This is a genomic window from Pseudomonas kitaguniensis, assembly GCF_049199985.1.
In the GTDB taxonomy this organism is placed as follows: domain Bacteria; phylum Pseudomonadota; class Gammaproteobacteria; order Pseudomonadales; family Pseudomonadaceae; genus Aquipseudomonas; species Aquipseudomonas kitaguniensis.
This window is the reverse complement of record NZ_JBLZPT010000012.1, coordinates 163,251-176,731: the sequence shown is the minus strand read 5'-3', so window position 1 is coordinate 176,731 and position 13,481 is coordinate 163,251. Positions and strand designations below refer to the sequence as shown.

General features: G+C 58.7%; 15 protein-coding genes. 12 read left to right on the top strand and 3 right to left on the bottom strand.

The window, feature by feature from the left end; translation table 11 throughout:
- The first annotated feature begins 108 nt into the window (after nucleotides 1-108).
- The 3 genes from ACOZK9_RS16790 to ACOZK9_RS16780 all read left to right on the top strand — a co-directional run bounded on the left by ACOZK9_RS16790 (nucleotide 109) and on the right by ACOZK9_RS16780 (nucleotide 1,764).
- On the top strand, nucleotides 109-1,014 hold the full coding sequence (locus tag ACOZK9_RS16790) for an alpha/beta hydrolase (protein WP_058413642.1): 906 nt from the start codon (nucleotides 109-111) through the stop codon (nucleotides 1,012-1,014).
- Nucleotides 1,011-1,337, top strand: a complete 327-nt coding sequence (locus ACOZK9_RS16785; protein ID WP_152746880.1) for a PA3694 family proteiin — start codon at nucleotides 1,011-1,013, stop codon at nucleotides 1,335-1,337. Before ACOZK9_RS16790 ends, ACOZK9_RS16785 begins: the two co-directional genes overlap by 4 nt.
- A 124-nt stretch (nucleotides 1,338-1,461) precedes the next feature.
- Nucleotides 1,462-1,764, top strand: a complete 303-nt coding sequence (locus ACOZK9_RS16780; RefSeq protein WP_421556221.1) for a hypothetical protein — start codon at nucleotides 1,462-1,464, stop codon at nucleotides 1,762-1,764.
- Nucleotides 1,765-1,813: 49 nt separating this feature from the next.
- Here the strand turns inward: ACOZK9_RS16780 and lptF are convergent, their stop codons facing one another.
- Both lptF and ACOZK9_RS16770 read right to left on the bottom strand, forming a co-directional pair.
- Nucleotides 1,814-2,599: a lipotoxin F family OmpA-related lipoprotein LptF gene (lptF, locus tag ACOZK9_RS16775; RefSeq protein ID WP_058413639.1), complete on the bottom strand. Its 786-nt coding sequence runs from the start codon at nucleotides 2,597-2,599 to the stop codon at nucleotides 1,814-1,816.
- A 55-nt stretch (nucleotides 2,600-2,654) separates the two neighbouring features.
- Nucleotides 2,655-3,080, bottom strand: coding sequence for a DUF4398 domain-containing protein (locus tag ACOZK9_RS16770; protein WP_058413638.1), 426 nt, complete (start codon nucleotides 3,078-3,080; stop codon nucleotides 2,655-2,657).
- Nucleotides 3,081-3,683: 603 nt separating this feature from the next.
- On the opposite strand from ACOZK9_RS16770, the gene ACOZK9_RS16765 reads away from it, so the two are divergent.
- Complete coding sequence (locus tag ACOZK9_RS16765) at nucleotides 3,684-5,153, top strand: hypothetical protein (RefSeq protein WP_421556220.1); 1,470 nt, start codon at nucleotides 3,684-3,686, stop codon at nucleotides 5,151-5,153.
- Nucleotides 5,150-5,536, top strand: a complete 387-nt coding sequence (locus tag ACOZK9_RS16760) for a hypothetical protein (protein ID WP_421556219.1) — start codon at nucleotides 5,150-5,152, stop codon at nucleotides 5,534-5,536. Before ACOZK9_RS16765 ends, ACOZK9_RS16760 begins: the two co-directional genes overlap by 4 nt.
- A gap of 97 nt (nucleotides 5,537-5,633) precedes the next feature.
- Here the strand turns inward: ACOZK9_RS16760 and ACOZK9_RS16755 are convergent, their stop codons facing one another.
- A complete protein-coding gene (locus tag ACOZK9_RS16755; RefSeq protein ID WP_058413636.1) occupies nucleotides 5,634-5,960 on the bottom strand; it encodes a hypothetical protein in 327 nt (108 codons plus the stop codon).
- Nucleotides 5,961-6,267: 307 nt separating this feature from the next.
- On the opposite strand from ACOZK9_RS16755, the gene ppc reads away from it, so the two are divergent.
- The 7 genes from ppc to ACOZK9_RS16720 all read left to right on the top strand — a co-directional run bounded on the left by ppc (nucleotide 6,268) and on the right by ACOZK9_RS16720 (nucleotide 13,480).
- Complete coding sequence (gene ppc / locus ACOZK9_RS16750) at nucleotides 6,268-8,913, top strand: phosphoenolpyruvate carboxylase (protein ID WP_421556218.1); 2,646 nt, start codon at nucleotides 6,268-6,270, stop codon at nucleotides 8,911-8,913.
- A 295-nt stretch (nucleotides 8,914-9,208) separates the two neighbouring features.
- Complete coding sequence (gene adk / locus ACOZK9_RS16745) at nucleotides 9,209-9,856, top strand: adenylate kinase (protein ID WP_058413634.1); 648 nt, start codon at nucleotides 9,209-9,211, stop codon at nucleotides 9,854-9,856.
- Between the two features lie 90 nt (nucleotides 9,857-9,946).
- A complete protein-coding gene (tsaB, locus tag ACOZK9_RS16740; RefSeq protein WP_421556217.1) occupies nucleotides 9,947-10,630 on the top strand; it encodes a tRNA (adenosine(37)-N6)-threonylcarbamoyltransferase complex dimerization subunit type 1 TsaB in 684 nt (227 codons plus the stop codon).
- A 131-nt stretch (nucleotides 10,631-10,761) separates the two neighbouring features.
- The gene (locus ACOZK9_RS16735) at nucleotides 10,762-11,064 is read left to right on the top strand and encodes a hypothetical protein (protein WP_058413632.1); all 303 of its coding nucleotides are present in this window, start codon (nucleotides 10,762-10,764) and stop codon (nucleotides 11,062-11,064) included.
- A complete protein-coding gene (locus tag ACOZK9_RS16730) occupies nucleotides 11,064-11,924 on the top strand; it encodes a DUF72 domain-containing protein (RefSeq protein WP_421556216.1) in 861 nt (286 codons plus the stop codon). Before ACOZK9_RS16735 ends, ACOZK9_RS16730 begins: the two co-directional genes overlap by 1 nt.
- Nucleotides 11,925-11,950: 26 nt before the next feature.
- Entirely contained in the window at nucleotides 11,951-12,778 is an 828-nt protein-coding gene (locus tag ACOZK9_RS16725) for an isocitrate lyase/PEP mutase family protein (RefSeq protein WP_421556215.1), read from the top strand.
- Nucleotides 12,779-12,799: 21 nt separating this feature from the next.
- Nucleotides 12,800-13,480 carry an extensin-like domain-containing protein gene (locus ACOZK9_RS16720; protein WP_421556224.1) on the top strand — a complete coding sequence of 227 codons (681 nt, stop codon included), beginning with the start codon at nucleotides 12,800-12,802 and terminating at the stop codon, nucleotides 13,478-13,480.
- The last annotated feature ends 1 nt before the right edge of the window (nucleotide 13,481 follow it).

The window sequence follows — 13,481 nt, the reverse complement described above, 5'->3', positions numbered from 1 at the left end:
GCTCGCGATGGCGGCGGGTCAGTCGACGCATCTGTTACTGATACACCGCCATCGCGAGCAAGCCCGCTCCCACAGTTGATTTTCAACCCATTCACGAGGCTTCAACGGATGAGAATCCTCGGCATTCTTTGCCTGCTACTCACGCTGAACGGCTGCAGCTCCCTGCTGTTTTACCCCGAGCCCGGCTTGCCGTTCACGCCGCAAAAAGCCCACTTGGCGTACCGCGATGTCACCCTGACCAGCGCCGACGGGGTAAAACTTCACGCCTGGTGGCTGCCGGCCAAACCGGGTGTGCCGGTCAAAGGCACGGTGCTGCACCTGCACGGCAACGGCGGCAACCTTGCCTGGCACTTGGGCGGCAGTTGGTGGTTGCCCGAGCAGGGTTACCAAGTGTTGCTGCTGGACTATCGCGGTTACGGCTTGTCCGAGGGCAAGCCGTCATTGCCGGCGGTGTATCAAGACATCGATGCGGCCTTTCGTTGGGTCGACACGGCGCCTGAAACACAGCATCTGCCGCTGATCGTCCTCGGCCAAAGCCTGGGTGGTTCATTGGCGGTGCATTACCTGGCAGCCCATCCCGAGCGCCAAACCCGGCTTAAGGCCTTGGTGCTGGACGGTGTTCCTGCCAGTTATCGTGACGTAGGACAATTCGCCCTGAGCACCTCCTGGTTAACATGGCCGTTCCAGGTGCCGTTGTCGTGGCTGGTGCCGGACGGCGACAGCGCTATCTACGCCATGCCGCAACTGACCGGCGTGCCGAAGTTGCTGTTCCACAGCGTGGATGACCCGATCGTGCCGCTGGCCAATGGCATCCGCCTGTACCAGGCTGCGCCGCCGCCCAGAGTGTTGCAGTTGACCCGTGGCGGCCACGTGCAAACCTTTGCCGACAAGACCTGGCAAACCGTAATGCTGCGCTATCTGGACGACCCGCAGCACTTCAATGGCCTGCGGCGGCTGGGCGAAATTCCCAACTACCCGGTTCCCAACGTTGAGTCATCAGAGCACCCGCAATGAGCGAAGAACGCAACATGATCCCGCTGATTCTGACCGGCATAGGCACCATCATCGGCACCGTCGGTTGCCTGTGGTACTACGGCTACCTGCACTTCGCCAAACCCGACGATGCCTTGCTGCTCAGCGACTTCACCCTGCTCAAGACCGTGCCGGGTCAAGACTACAAAATCTCCCTGACCCCGGCCGCGCAAGTGGCGCAGTGCATCGACGGTGTGCTGGTGATGTTCGACACCGAGCAAAAAGGCCTGAGCGGCGTACTGGTGAACAACAAGAAGCAGGCCGTGCGCTGCCTGGGCCAGGAAACACCCAAGCTGCAGGAATAGCGCGCACCAGCGGTCAAATGTGTCATTGCACAAGTATCTGGAACCGTTTCGCGTAAGAAGCCACTGAATGACGTGTCAGTGTTACTGATGATTACTTACGACTAACTGATCTGGGAGTGTAATGATGGATATTAGCGCGATTGGCAAAATGCTGGCGATGGCCGGCGGCCAAGCAAAACTGGATCAGGGCGGTGATGAAGGCGCCGAGAAGCAGGGCGCCGAGAAGCAAGACAAACAAGACCCGCTCAAAATGCTTATGGACATGTTGTCCAAGGCAACTGGCGGCGCCAAGGGCGGCGGCTCAGAAGGCTCAGGCGGCTCAGAAGGCCAGATGGACCCCGAGATGCTGGAAAAAATGATGGGCGGGCGTCAAGGCATGGAAGCCATGATGCCGGGTGACGACAACAACCGCAAAGTCGAAGCCTGACAATAAAAAAACCCACCATGAGGTGGGTTTTTTATCGAGCGTCAATCAATCAGTTAGCGACGGACGAGCGTGGCTTAACCGGTTGGTTGTCGTTGGAAATGGTCACTTCAACGCGGCGGTTCATGGCACGGCCCGATACGCTGCCGTTGTCGGCAACCGGGTATTCCTTGCCGTAACCCTGGGTCACGATGCGCGAAATATCCACGCCTTGTTGAGCCAGTGCACGCTGTACGGAAGCAGCACGACGCTCAGACAGGCTCTGGTTGTACGAGTCGGAACCGGTGCTGTCGGTGTAGCCTTCGACGATCACTTTACGGTCCGGGTTGTCGCGCAGGAACTGAGCCAGCTTGGTGATGTTAACCAGGCCGCTGGATTTCAGGTCGGACTTGTTGGTGGCGAACAGCACGTCACCGAAGGTTACCAGCGTACCGCGATCAGTCTGCTTGGCGTTCAAGCTGTCTTGTAGTTGCTTGATCTGCGCATCACGCGCTTGCAGCAGGGCACGCGCACGTTCGTCACCCGCGTTTTTCAGCTTGGCTTCGGATTCGCGCAGGGAGATGGTGTCCTTGGCGACTTCAACACGCTGGTTGGTCAGGTAGGCCAGTTGGTCGACCTTCTTCTCGTCTTCCTTGTCGCGGTAAGCCTTGTCGGCTTTGTCCAGCCACTCGCTGGCGTCTTTGGTTTCCAGCGCCGCAAGCTTGGTCGCTTGTGGGTTGGTTTGCAGGGCCGAGAAGTTAGTCCGTGCGTTTTCCAGGTTCGCGTTTGGCGGGGTGGAACAGGCCGCCAGTGCAACGCTCATCGCCAGCAGGGCAGGGATCATCAATTGTTTACGCATAGTCGTGTCGTCCTTTCAATTCGATATCGGGTGCAGTGCAATCAGGGGCGGCGGCTTATTGCTGCTTGATAACAGCTGGGCGCATGCCTTCCTGACGCAGCTCCTGAACAGCTTTCTGCGAGTCTTTCACAGCCTGGTCAGCCTTGGCTGCCTGAGACTTGCGCTCAGCAACACGGGCATCCCACTCGGCTTGTTCAGCCAACTGGCGAGCCTTGTCGTAGTTCTTGTCATGCATCGCGATTTCGGCTTCTTTGAGCTTGTCCTGCGCCGACTTCATCTCAACCGCTGCGTACTCGGTGCCGCCGGCGCTGACAGCGCTGTTGACGGCCGACTGAGTCACCGCATATTGCTCGGTTGGCGGGTTGCCGGCGCAGCCAGCCAGAACGAAGCTGGTGCCGATTGCCAGCGCGGCCAATTTGAGCCCGCGCAGGTGGTTAAACGAGGATTTGGCAGTGCTGGTCTTCATCGTCTTCAACTCCATTAGATAACTCCTGAAATACATCAAAATCCATCTCAGTTGATCAGCGCTTGCAGGCCCGGCGATTACGCACATGACGCCTGTTCAAACGGCCGTTCCAAGTGATGGCTTACTGGCTGTGACCGGAGGCTTTTTTCAAAAGTTCAGCCGAGATGGCAATTCGCCGAAAAAAATATCTGACTGAATGGTCAACGTTTAAAAGTTGGAACTTTCGCCGTGCACGGCTGTACGCCGAGCCTGCATTTGCTGCTGATTTTTGAGGTTTTCAGGGGGGGGCTGGTCGCACGTTTGGATCTTAACGTTGGCTGCGAGTCTGGAGCTGGCTCTGCCCACTTCGTCACTCGGCCAGATTTTCACGGAGCCGTCGGCGGTACATGTTCGGAAAATTCCGCATCGTTTTTCAAAGATGCCCTACACCACGGCTGAGATTTTTTGTAATACGGTTTTCGGCTGACGAAAAGGAGTGTTACGTATGACAAACCGAGGTGACATGACCGTCAGCGACGAGGCTCAAGGACCGATTTCAGTGGGCTGTTCGCCCCACGATTCGATCGGTAATACCTATGAGTCTGACCCTACGGATCATAGCTCGTGGGGCGAAGAGGGATGAACCCGAACCGTTATGAGGTTTGGGACGTCAACAGCGCGGCGGGCAAGTTGATTGCGCAGGGGCTGACGGTCAGTACTCTGCATCTTGCCCACGGTATTTCGCGCATGCAGTTCAATCGGGAAGTTGCCTATTACGCAAAGCGTATTGCCGATGATGTTGCTACGGGCCATATGACCCCTGACCAGGGCATACAGGCCATTCTGCAAGAACAGCGCGAACTCTTGAGCCAAGCGCATTCCTTGGCCCGCAAAGGTCAGGACGCAATAACCCGTTCGGTTAAGCGCATTCCGCTGATCATGCTCACTCAGCCCCTGTTAAAACCCGACCCTGAACGGTTGTTGCGGTTTGCTCATGCTCAATACCTTAGAGATAGCTCAACTACGCAAGACGCAACCCATGCCGATTATCCCTCACCGTCCTCCGAAGATTTAAAATTTTTCCCCCGCGAGCGATGGCCTGAGCCGATCCAGCTCCACGAGCCGGGGTTTTACATTGTTCTCAAAAGCACAACGGCGGATGAATTAAAGACTCAGTTATTTGCCTCTCCTGACCCCGCTGTTATTGCCAAATTCAAAGCGCTTAACCCGAATTTGGATCAGGTAAAAGCGGGCCAGATGATCGTGCTCAGTGACCCCAATAACTACAGTTGTACGTATGAAGAAACGGTATTGATGGAAGCGGCGGCAAATGTGAATAAGGCGCTTCAGGATCTTACAACAGAGGAGGCTGACTTCCTGGCTCGCCATCGTGACGAGTTTGAATCCTTTTTTAAATACGGGTCTACCGCTGCCGGCGTTGGCGTCGCCATTTTTGCTTCGAACCTTGAGAAAGTACAAGCGTCGCTACGCGACATTGAAGCCTTGCACCAGCGCGCCTTCCTGCGTGACGGGCATCTGCGGTCAGCTGAGTTTTTTGCAGAGCGTAAGCGCTTGTTTGGCCAGCTCGATAGCAACCTCACGTGGCTCACCAAAAAGGGTATTGGTTTCCCCGATCATCCGAACCTTAAGAGTGCCTTGGGAATTTCAAGTCGTAGCTTGGTACATCGTTGGAGCAAAGCGGGTGCACCCACTCAGATTCCTGGTTATGCAACACATATGGATGGGGTCGCCAAGGCTGCCAAATACGTCAAATACGGCGGATGGCTAGGCACTGCAGCAGGTGGCGGCGCCTCTTACATCAAGGTTCAAGACGTGTGCGCTTCGGGCAATACAGAGGCATGTAAGAAGGTGAAATACACAGAAAGTGGAGCCTTTATAGGCGGGATCGCGGGTGGCGCTATTGGTGGTGCGACTTTAGGTATTGGTACGACGGGTGCTATCTGCGTAGCGCTCGGGGCGCCTACTGCCGGGATAGGTGCGCTTGTCTGCGGCTTGGTGGTAGTCGGAGTGGGCTCTTTTGCAGCGGGGGCGGTTATCGGCAAGACGGGTGAAAATCTAGGGGAAGTAATTTACGAGGTTACTAAATGAGCGTAAGCACCGCTGAGAAAGTTTACCTCTGTGTCGGCTTGATTGGTTTTGCAGGTGTGTTCGTTTATCTTGGCTGTGCGATGCACCTCGTCTACACCAAGATGGAACTGATGTTGGGCCATCTAAAGAACTGTCCTGCTGTAATGATCCGAGCCCCCTTTAAGAACGGAGGCCCTTGGGGAAAGATGTTCGTTCTGGTTGGAATAATGGCTGTAATTATCGCACCTCGTCTTTATCTGCTCGATGGAGGGGCGAGTAGCGAGGACCTGAAAAACTTCCCTGCCCGCCTTAAGCGTAAAATGATTTTGATGCACTGGGGTGGCGTTTCGTTTCTATTGATACTGTTTGGACTTTGGGCCGTTGACGCACTCGGCTTTGTCTAGTCGACCCTGTACCCATGCAGAGGAGAGCTTGTGTTCTTGTCTTACACTATGAACTCAGCAAAAAAGCCCCTCGAAAGGGGCCAGCGTTCACTCGGCGTCAGCTATTGGTCAGCATGGACTTGTGAATCTTCTGTTCAGCTTCGACGTAAGCGGGTGTCTTGCCTGCGTCAGCAAAAATATCTTCGCCTTCTTCGACTCTAATAACCTCAGATCCTTTTACGTAAGGAATGGCCTCCTCGGCTTCCTTAATAGAGGTGGAGAGTAGCGTCGCAGTGATTGTGGATTCAGACAGGCCATAGACCTCAGCGAATGCTTTTATTTTCACCAGATCGGCTTTGTGGATCGATACGTTTATCTCAACCAGATCTTGAGCTTCTGCACCTTTCTCTTCCCAGTTATTCAGCAGCTCTTGGAAAGTCTTCATGATTGATCCTCAGTTCGCTGAAAGCCACGGTTTCCGATGCTTGCAGGTTGTTTAGAGTTTTTCCTGTTGTGCTCGCCTTCTTCGTACGGCGCATCACCTTCCTCACCCATGGCAACTTCAATAAGGCCTGCGAGGGCGGGCGGTGATGAGTGACCAGTCGCCTGCGTGGATAACGCGGCGGCTCACTGTTGAGACTAGCTGTAATCCGCAAGGTTTAAAGTGGTTTGCGTTCGGCCTTGTCAGAAATCGATGCGGGCGGCACTCTGGAAGGCCTGCGCGTCCCGGATTTCTGGCTGGAGATTGGCTGATGAGTGATATTGATGCACGCTTGCGTGAGGATGTTCACCTGCTGGGTGAACTGTTGGGCAACACCATTCGAGAGCAGTACGGCGATGATTTTCTCGACAAGATCGAGCAAATCCGCAAAGGCGCCAAGGCTGACCGCCGAGGTGCGGGGGCCGAGCAGGCTGCTGGGGAAGAACTCAGCGCCAGCTTGAACCAACTGCAGGAAGATGAGCTGCTGCCGGTCGCGCGAGCGTTTAACCAGTTCCTTAACCTGGCGAATATCGCCGAGCAGTACCAGTTGATTCATCGGCGCGATGAGTCGCAACCGGCGCCGTTTGAATCGCGTGTATTGCCGGAGTTGCTCGCCCGCCTGCAAGGCGAGGGGCACAGCAATGAATCCCTGGCGCGGCAGTTGGCGCAGTTGGAGATTGAACTGGTGCTCACCGCCCACCCGACCGAAGTGGCGCGCCGCACGCTTATCCAGAAATACGATGCGATTGCCGCACAACTGGCGCTGCAGGATCACCGCGACCTCACCACCGCCGAGCGCGAGCAGATCCGCGAACGCTTGCAACGGCTGATCGCCGAAGCGTGGCACACCGAAGAAATCCGCCGCATCCGGCCCACGCCGGTAGACGAAGCCAAATGGGGCTTTGCGGTGATCGAGCATTCGCTGTGGCAGGCCATCCCCAATTATTTGCGCAAGGCCGACCAGGCGTTGCACGCCGCCACCGGCTTGCGCCTGCCATTGGAGGCGGCGCCGATTCGCTTTGCCTCGTGGATGGGCGGCGACCGTGACGGCAACCCGAATGTCACCGCGCCGGTTACCCGCGAAGTATTGTTGCTGGCGCGTTGGATGGCGGCGGATTTGTATTTGCGTGACGTCGACCACTTGGCGTCCGAGCTGTCGATGCAGCAGGCCAGCCCGGCGTTACAGGCCAAAATCGGCGACAGCGTCGAGCCCTATCGCGCCGTGCTCAAGCAACTGCGCGAACGCCTGCGCGCCACCCGCCAGTGGGCGCACACGGCATTGACCGCGCCGACTCCGGCGCCTGCCGAAGTGTTGCAAGACAACCAAGACCTGCTCGCCCCGTTGCAACTGTGTTACCAGTCGCTGCACGCGTGCGGCATGGGCGTGATTGCCGATGGCCCGTTGCTCGATTGCCTGCGCCGGGCGGTGACCTTTGGCCTGTTCCTGGTGCGCCTGGATGTGCGTCAGGATTCCAGCCGACACTCGGCGGCCATGACTGAAATCACCGATTATTTGGGCATTGGCCGCTATGAGGACTGGGATGAAGAGGCGCGCATCAGCTTCCTGATGAATGAATTGGCCAACCGTCGACCGCTGCTGCCGGGTTATTTCAAACCCTCGGCAGACACCGCCGAGGTATTGAATACCTGCAAGGAAATTGCCGCCGCACCGGCCGCGTCGCTCGGCTCGTACGTTATTTCCATGGCGGGCGCCGCGTCCGATGTGCTGGCGGTGCAGTTGCTGCTTAAAGAGTCGGGCGTGCAGCGGCCAATGCGCGTGGTGCCGTTGTTCGAAACCCTGGCCGACCTGGATAACGCCGGGCCGGTGATGGAGTGTCTGTTGCAATTGCCGGGCTATCGCGCGCGGTTGCAAGGCCCGCAAGAAGTGATGATCGGCTATTCGGACTCGGCCAAGGACGCCGGCACCACCGCCGCCGCCTGGGCGCAATACCGGGCGCAGGAGCGTCTGGTGGATATTTGCCGCGAGCAGCAAGTGGAGTTGCTGTTGTTCCACGGTCGCGGCGGCACCGTTGGCCGTGGCGGTGGCCCGGCGCACGCAGCCATCCTGTCACAGCCGCCTGGCTCGGTGGCGGGGCGGTTCCGTACCACCGAACAAGGCGAGATGATCCGCTTCAAGTTCGGCCTGCCGGACATTGCCGAGCAAAACCTCAACCTGTATCTGGCGGCGGTGCTGGAAGCCACCTTGTTGCCACCGCCGCCGCCTGAGCCGGCTTGGCGGCATTTGATGGATGAATTGGCGGCCGATGGCGTCAGCGCCTACCGCGCGGTGGTGCGGGAAAATCCGCAGTTCGTCGAGTATTTCCGCCAGTCCACGCCCGAGCAGGAACTCGGTCGCTTGCCACTCGGCAGTCGCCCGGCCAAACGGCGTGCAGGCGGTATCGAAAGTCTGCGCGCTATCCCATGGATCTTTGGCTGGACCCAAACCCGCCTGATGCTGCCCGCCTGGCTCGGCTGGGAAGCGGCATTGAGCAAGGCGCTGGAACGCGGCGAAGGCGAGTTGCTGGGGCAAATGCGTGAGCAATGGCCGTTCTTCCGTACGCGCATCGATATGCTGGAAATGGTGCTGGCCAAGGCGGATGCCGACATCGCGCGTTTATATGATGAGCGTCTGGTGCAGCCTGACTTGCTGCCATTGGGTGCGCACTTGCGCGACCTATTGTCGCAGGCATGCCATGTGGTGCTTGGCCTGACCGGCCAGTCGCAACTGCTGGCGCATAGCCCGGACACGCTTGAGTTCATCCGCTTGCGCAACACCTACCTCGACCCGCTGCACCTGTTGCAGGCCGAGTTATTGGCGCGCTCGCGGTTGCAGGAAGCTGCGCAAGACAGCCCTCTGGAACAGGCGCTGCTGGTGTCCGTGGCCGGTATTGCCGCCGGTTTGCGCAATACCGGCTAAGGTTTCTTGCGTGTTCTCAAAGGCTTGCAGATAAACAATGACGGCCGCCCCGAAATGGGCGGCCGTTATTTAAGGGCACAGGTTGCACTCAGGCACACCTTGGCGATGAGTCAGGCATGGCGGCGGTTCCTGCGACTTTCGGCGGCTTGTGTGGTTACGGCCCGCTGTGTATCTTGATCAGCCTTTGGCCGTTTGATCGGCCTGGTTTCAGATTTTTATACACCCTATTTTTACGAGATTGGCCCCACGCGGCGAATCCGAGCGTCATCTCTATAAAAAATTGAGGAGCACATCGATGCGCGTCATTCTGCTGGGAGCTCCCGGGGCCGGTAAAGGTACTCAGGCAAAGTTCATCACTGAAAAATTCGGCATTCCACAAATCTCCACTGGCGACATGCTGCGCGCTGCCGTCAAGGCAGGCACCGAGCTGGGCCTGATCGCTAAAAGCGTGATGGACAGCGGCGCCCTGGTGTCTGATGACCTGATTATCAACCTGGTCAAAGAACGCATCAGTCAGGACGACTGCAAGAACGGTTTCCTGTTCGACGGTTTCCCACGCACCATTCCACAGGCTGAAGCCTTGGTAAAAGCTGGCGTAGAGCTGGATGCGGTGGTTGAAATCGCGGTTGAAGATGAAGAAATCGTGCAGCGTATTGCCGGTCGTCGTGTTCACGAGGCCTCGGGCCGCGTGTACCACACCGTCTACAACCCGCCAAAGGTTGAAGGCAAAGACGATGTGACCGGTGAAGAGCTGGTACAGCGCAAGGACGACACGGAAGAAACCGTACGTCATCGCTTGTCGGTCTACCACTCGCAGACCAAGCCGCTGGTGGATTTCTACCAGAAGCTGTCCGCTGCCAATGGCAAGCCGAAGTACAGCCACATCCCTGGCGTTGGCTCGGTAGAAGCCATCACCGCCAAGGTGCTGCAAGCACTGAGCTGATCGAACCATCGGTTTTGCGTACAACGGCCCGCTTGCGGGCCGTTGTTGTTTATACTGGCGCACTTTTTTTCGACTTGGACACCTACACCGATGAGCACCCTGCTGGCCCTGGACACCGCGACTGAAGCTTGCTCCGTTGCCTTGCTGCATGACGGCAAGGTCACGAGCCACTACGAGGTGATCCCGCGCCTGCACGCGCAAAAGCTGTTGCCGATGATCAAGCAACTGCTGGAAGACGCAGGCACCACCTTGTCTGCCGTGGATGCCATCGCGTTTGGCCGTGGCCCGGGAGCGTTTACCGGCGTACGTATCGCCATCGGCGTAGTGCAGGGTTTGGCCTTTGCGCTGGAGCGCCCGGTGCTACCGGTTTCCAACCTGGCCGTGCTGGCCCAGCGTGCCCTGCGTGAGCACGGCGCCACGCAAGTGGCGGCGGCCATTGATGCACGGATGGATGAAGTGTATTGGGGCTGCTATCGCGAGACCGCGGGCGAAATGCGCCTGGTGGGTGTTGAAGCCGTGCAACCGCCGCAGGTGTCGGTTTTGCCGGATGATGCCCGTGGTGACTGGTTCGGCGCCGGCACCGGCTGGGGTTACGGCGAGCGCATCAACGTGCAATTGGTTGGCCAGGACGCCGCAATGCTGCCGCATGCCGAAGACCTGCTGACGCTGGCACGCTTTGCCTATGCGCGCGGCGAAGCGATTGCCGCCGACCAGGCCGCACCCGTTTACCTGCGCGATAAAGTCGCGCAAACCAAAGCCGAGCGCGGCCTTTAAAACCACCAATCGTCAGAATTTGCCGCAGTTTTTAAACCTTTTACAAATTATGTGTTCTAGTTATCACCAGAGCATTTGCGCGCCATGGAAAGTGCCGCTAAATTGCCACCATTGATACCGAGTCTGCACGTATGCGTATAGATGGCTTTTCCTCACAGTCCTACCCCCTCAAGCGCAAGCCCCGCAAGGCGAACGTCACGGTAGACGAGTCCGTCGAAGATTCGCCGGACTTCATCGAGGTTGCCTCCGGCACGCAGTCCAACGGCCAAAATGCCGGCAGCGCGCGGATCAGCGGCCTGCCAGCACGTCAGCAAGACATGGTCTTCCCCCGCTCCATGAGCAAAAGCGTTGCCACCGCCCTGGCCAGCTACCTGACCACCGCCGGCTTTGTCGAATGGGATATGGAAGTACTCGGTCTCGACATCCACATCTGATGCGCCTGCCTTACTACATTGGTTGCCCGTCCTGGAGTGAAAACGCCTGGCGCGACTACCTGTACCCGGCCGATGCACGCGCAGGCGATTACCTCGCGCTGTACTCCCAAGTGTTTAACGCGGTTGAAGGCAATACCACTTTTTATGCTCGCCCCTCGGCCGCCACCGTGCAGCGCTGGGCCGACATCATGCCTGAAGATTTTCGCTTCACGGCCAAATTCCCCGGTGACATCAGCCATGGCGGCGACTTGCGCGAGCAGTTGCCAGCGGCAGAAAGTTTTGTCGGTTTGATGAGCCCGCTGGGTGAGCGCGTTTCGCCGCTGTGGCTGCAATTGTCGGCAAACTTTTCACCGCAACGCCTGGGCGAGCTGGCCGGTTTTATCGAGGCACTGGACCGCCCGCTGGCCGTGGAAGTGCGCCACCTGGAGTTCTTCGCCAAAGGCGAGGCCGAGCGCGCGCTTAATCGCCTGTTGCGTGACCGTGGCGTCGAGCGCATCTGCCTCGACTCGCGCGCCTTGTTCAGTTGCACGTCGACCTCGGCTGCGGTGCTGCATGCGCAATCGAAAAAGCCCAAGGTGCCGCCGCGCCCAGCAGCCTTGACGCAGTTCCCCCAAGTGCGTTTTATTGGCCATCCTGAGCTTGAAGCCAACGACCCGTTCCTGAACCCGTGGGTTGAAAAGGTGGCCGGTTGGGTCGAAGAAGGGCGCAGCCCTTACGTATTTCTGCACACCTCGGATAACCGCCTCGCCGCGCAACTCGCGCTGCGTTTTCATCACAAGATGATGGCGCGTCTGCCAGGTTTGCCACCGCTGCCGACGTTGCATCGAGAACCCGAAGTGGAGCAACTGGGGTTACTCTAAGGCTCCTTTCCCGCCAGGAGTCAGTCATGGATGCCCAAATCCTTCGCGCCGAAACCTTCAAAGCATTGCATTCGCGTGACCGCGCGTTCGTGATGCCCAACCCGTGGGATGCAGGCTCCGCCATCATGCTCGCCAGCCTTGGCTTTGAAGCCTTGGCCACCACCAGCGCAGGCTATGCGTTCAGCCTGGGGCGGCCGGATGCGGAAGGCGCGTTGTCGCTGGAAGACACCTTGGTCAATGCACAGATGATCGCCAACGCCACCGCGCTGCCGGTAGCCGCCGACCTCGAAAACGGCTTCAGCGATACGCCCGAAGGCTGCGCGCAAACCATCCTGCGCGCCGCTGCCACGGGGATCGTCGGTGGCTCCATCGAAGACGCCACGGGCATCGCCGACGAGCCGATCTACGCGTTTGACCTGTCCGTTGCGCGCGTGGAAGCGGCTGTCGCCGCTGCGCGCAGCCTGCCATTTGATTTCACCCTCACCGCCCGCGCAGAAAACCTGCTGCACGGTCGACTGGATTTGCCCGACACCCTTCGCCGCCTGCAAGCCTACGCCGAAGCCGGCGCCGATGTGCTGTATGCGCCCGCCTTACGCAGTGCCGAAGAGGTGCTGGCGGTGGTCAAGGCGGTCGCGCCCAAACCGGTGAATGTGTTGATGTCCGGCGGCTTGAACCTCAGCGTGGCGCAGTTAAGCGCGATGGGCGTGCGGCGCATCAGCGTCGGCTCGGCGATGGCCTTGGCGGCGTATGGCGAGTTCTACCGGGCGGCGCAGGAGGTTTACACGCTGGGCACCTTTACCTTCACCGAGCGCAACATGCCATTCAGCCAAGCCAACCAATTCTTCAAGGGTTAAGCCGTGCGCTTCAGCCACCTGATGAGTGCGCTGTTGCTGCTGGCTGGCGCACTGGTGCTGGGGGTTTGGCGCGGCTGGGTGCCGTTGCCGGATGACTGGAACCCGTGGGCGCCGCTGGACGTGCGTGCAAGCCCGAACCTGCTGACGCGCTTCAAGCTCGGCCGCTTGCAGGATGATCCGGCGCTGTGCGACCACGTGCTGAAAACCTCCGGTTTACGCGTCAGCCATCAGGCCGATACGCCTGCGAACAGCGCGTGCCCATTGCGCAATGTGTTGCGCGTGCAAGGCGCCGACGTCGGCTTGAGCAGCAGCTTTCTGGCCAGTTGCCCGCTGGCCGTAGCGTTTGCCCTATTTGAGCGCCACAGCCTGCAACCAGCGGCCCAGGCGGTGTTCGGCCAGGCGGTGACGCGGGTCGATCACTTGGGCAGCTTCGCCTGTCGTAATATCTACAACCGCGCAGAGGGGCAACTCAGCCAGCATGCCTCGGCGAACGCGCTGGACATCGCAGGCTTTCGCTTGGCGGACGGGCGCACTATCAGTGTGCTCAAGGATTGGCCGGGGCAGGGCGACAGCGCGCGCTTTTTGCGCCAGGTGCGTGACGGCGCCTGCGATGATTTTAATGGGGTGTTGAGCCCGGACTACAACGCGGCCCATCGCAACCATTTTCACCTGGACATGGGGCGTTGGTGGGTGTGTCGCTGAA

What these genes read in the sequence shown, in the direction of transcription:
- adk (WP_058413634.1), top strand. Translation starts at nt 9,209, where the DNA reads ATGCGCGTCATTCTGCTGGGAGCTCCCGGGGCCGGTAAAGGTACTCAG.
- ACOZK9_RS16780 (WP_421556221.1), top strand. Translation starts at nt 1,462, where the DNA reads ATGGATATTAGCGCGATTGGCAAAATGCTGGCGATGGCCGGCGGCCAA.
- ACOZK9_RS16790 (WP_058413642.1), top strand. Translation starts at nt 109, where the DNA reads ATGAGAATCCTCGGCATTCTTTGCCTGCTACTCACGCTGAACGGCTGC.
- ppc (WP_421556218.1), top strand. Translation starts at nt 6,268, where the DNA reads ATGAGTGATATTGATGCACGCTTGCGTGAGGATGTTCACCTGCTGGGT.
- ACOZK9_RS16725 (WP_421556215.1), top strand. Translation starts at nt 11,951, where the DNA reads ATGGATGCCCAAATCCTTCGCGCCGAAACCTTCAAAGCATTGCATTCG.
- tsaB (WP_421556217.1), top strand. Translation starts at nt 9,947, where the DNA reads ATGAGCACCCTGCTGGCCCTGGACACCGCGACTGAAGCTTGCTCCGTT.
- ACOZK9_RS16735 (WP_058413632.1), top strand. Translation starts at nt 10,762, where the DNA reads ATGCGTATAGATGGCTTTTCCTCACAGTCCTACCCCCTCAAGCGCAAG.
- ACOZK9_RS16765 (WP_421556220.1), top strand. Translation starts at nt 3,684, where the DNA reads ATGAACCCGAACCGTTATGAGGTTTGGGACGTCAACAGCGCGGCGGGC.
- ACOZK9_RS16785 (WP_152746880.1), top strand. Translation starts at nt 1,011, where the DNA reads ATGAGCGAAGAACGCAACATGATCCCGCTGATTCTGACCGGCATAGGC.
- ACOZK9_RS16770 (WP_058413638.1), bottom strand. Translation starts at nt 3,080, where the DNA reads ATGGAGTTGAAGACGATGAAGACCAGCACTGCCAAATCCTCGTTTAAC.
- ACOZK9_RS16720 (WP_421556224.1), top strand. Translation starts at nt 12,800, where the DNA reads ATGAGTGCGCTGTTGCTGCTGGCTGGCGCACTGGTGCTGGGGGTTTGG.
- lptF (WP_058413639.1), bottom strand. Translation starts at nt 2,599, where the DNA reads ATGCGTAAACAATTGATGATCCCTGCCCTGCTGGCGATGAGCGTTGCA.
- ACOZK9_RS16760 (WP_421556219.1), top strand. Translation starts at nt 5,150, where the DNA reads ATGAGCGTAAGCACCGCTGAGAAAGTTTACCTCTGTGTCGGCTTGATT.
- ACOZK9_RS16755 (WP_058413636.1), bottom strand. Translation starts at nt 5,960, where the DNA reads ATGAAGACTTTCCAAGAGCTGCTGAATAACTGGGAAGAGAAAGGTGCA.
- ACOZK9_RS16730 (WP_421556216.1), top strand. Translation starts at nt 11,064, where the DNA reads ATGCGCCTGCCTTACTACATTGGTTGCCCGTCCTGGAGTGAAAACGCC.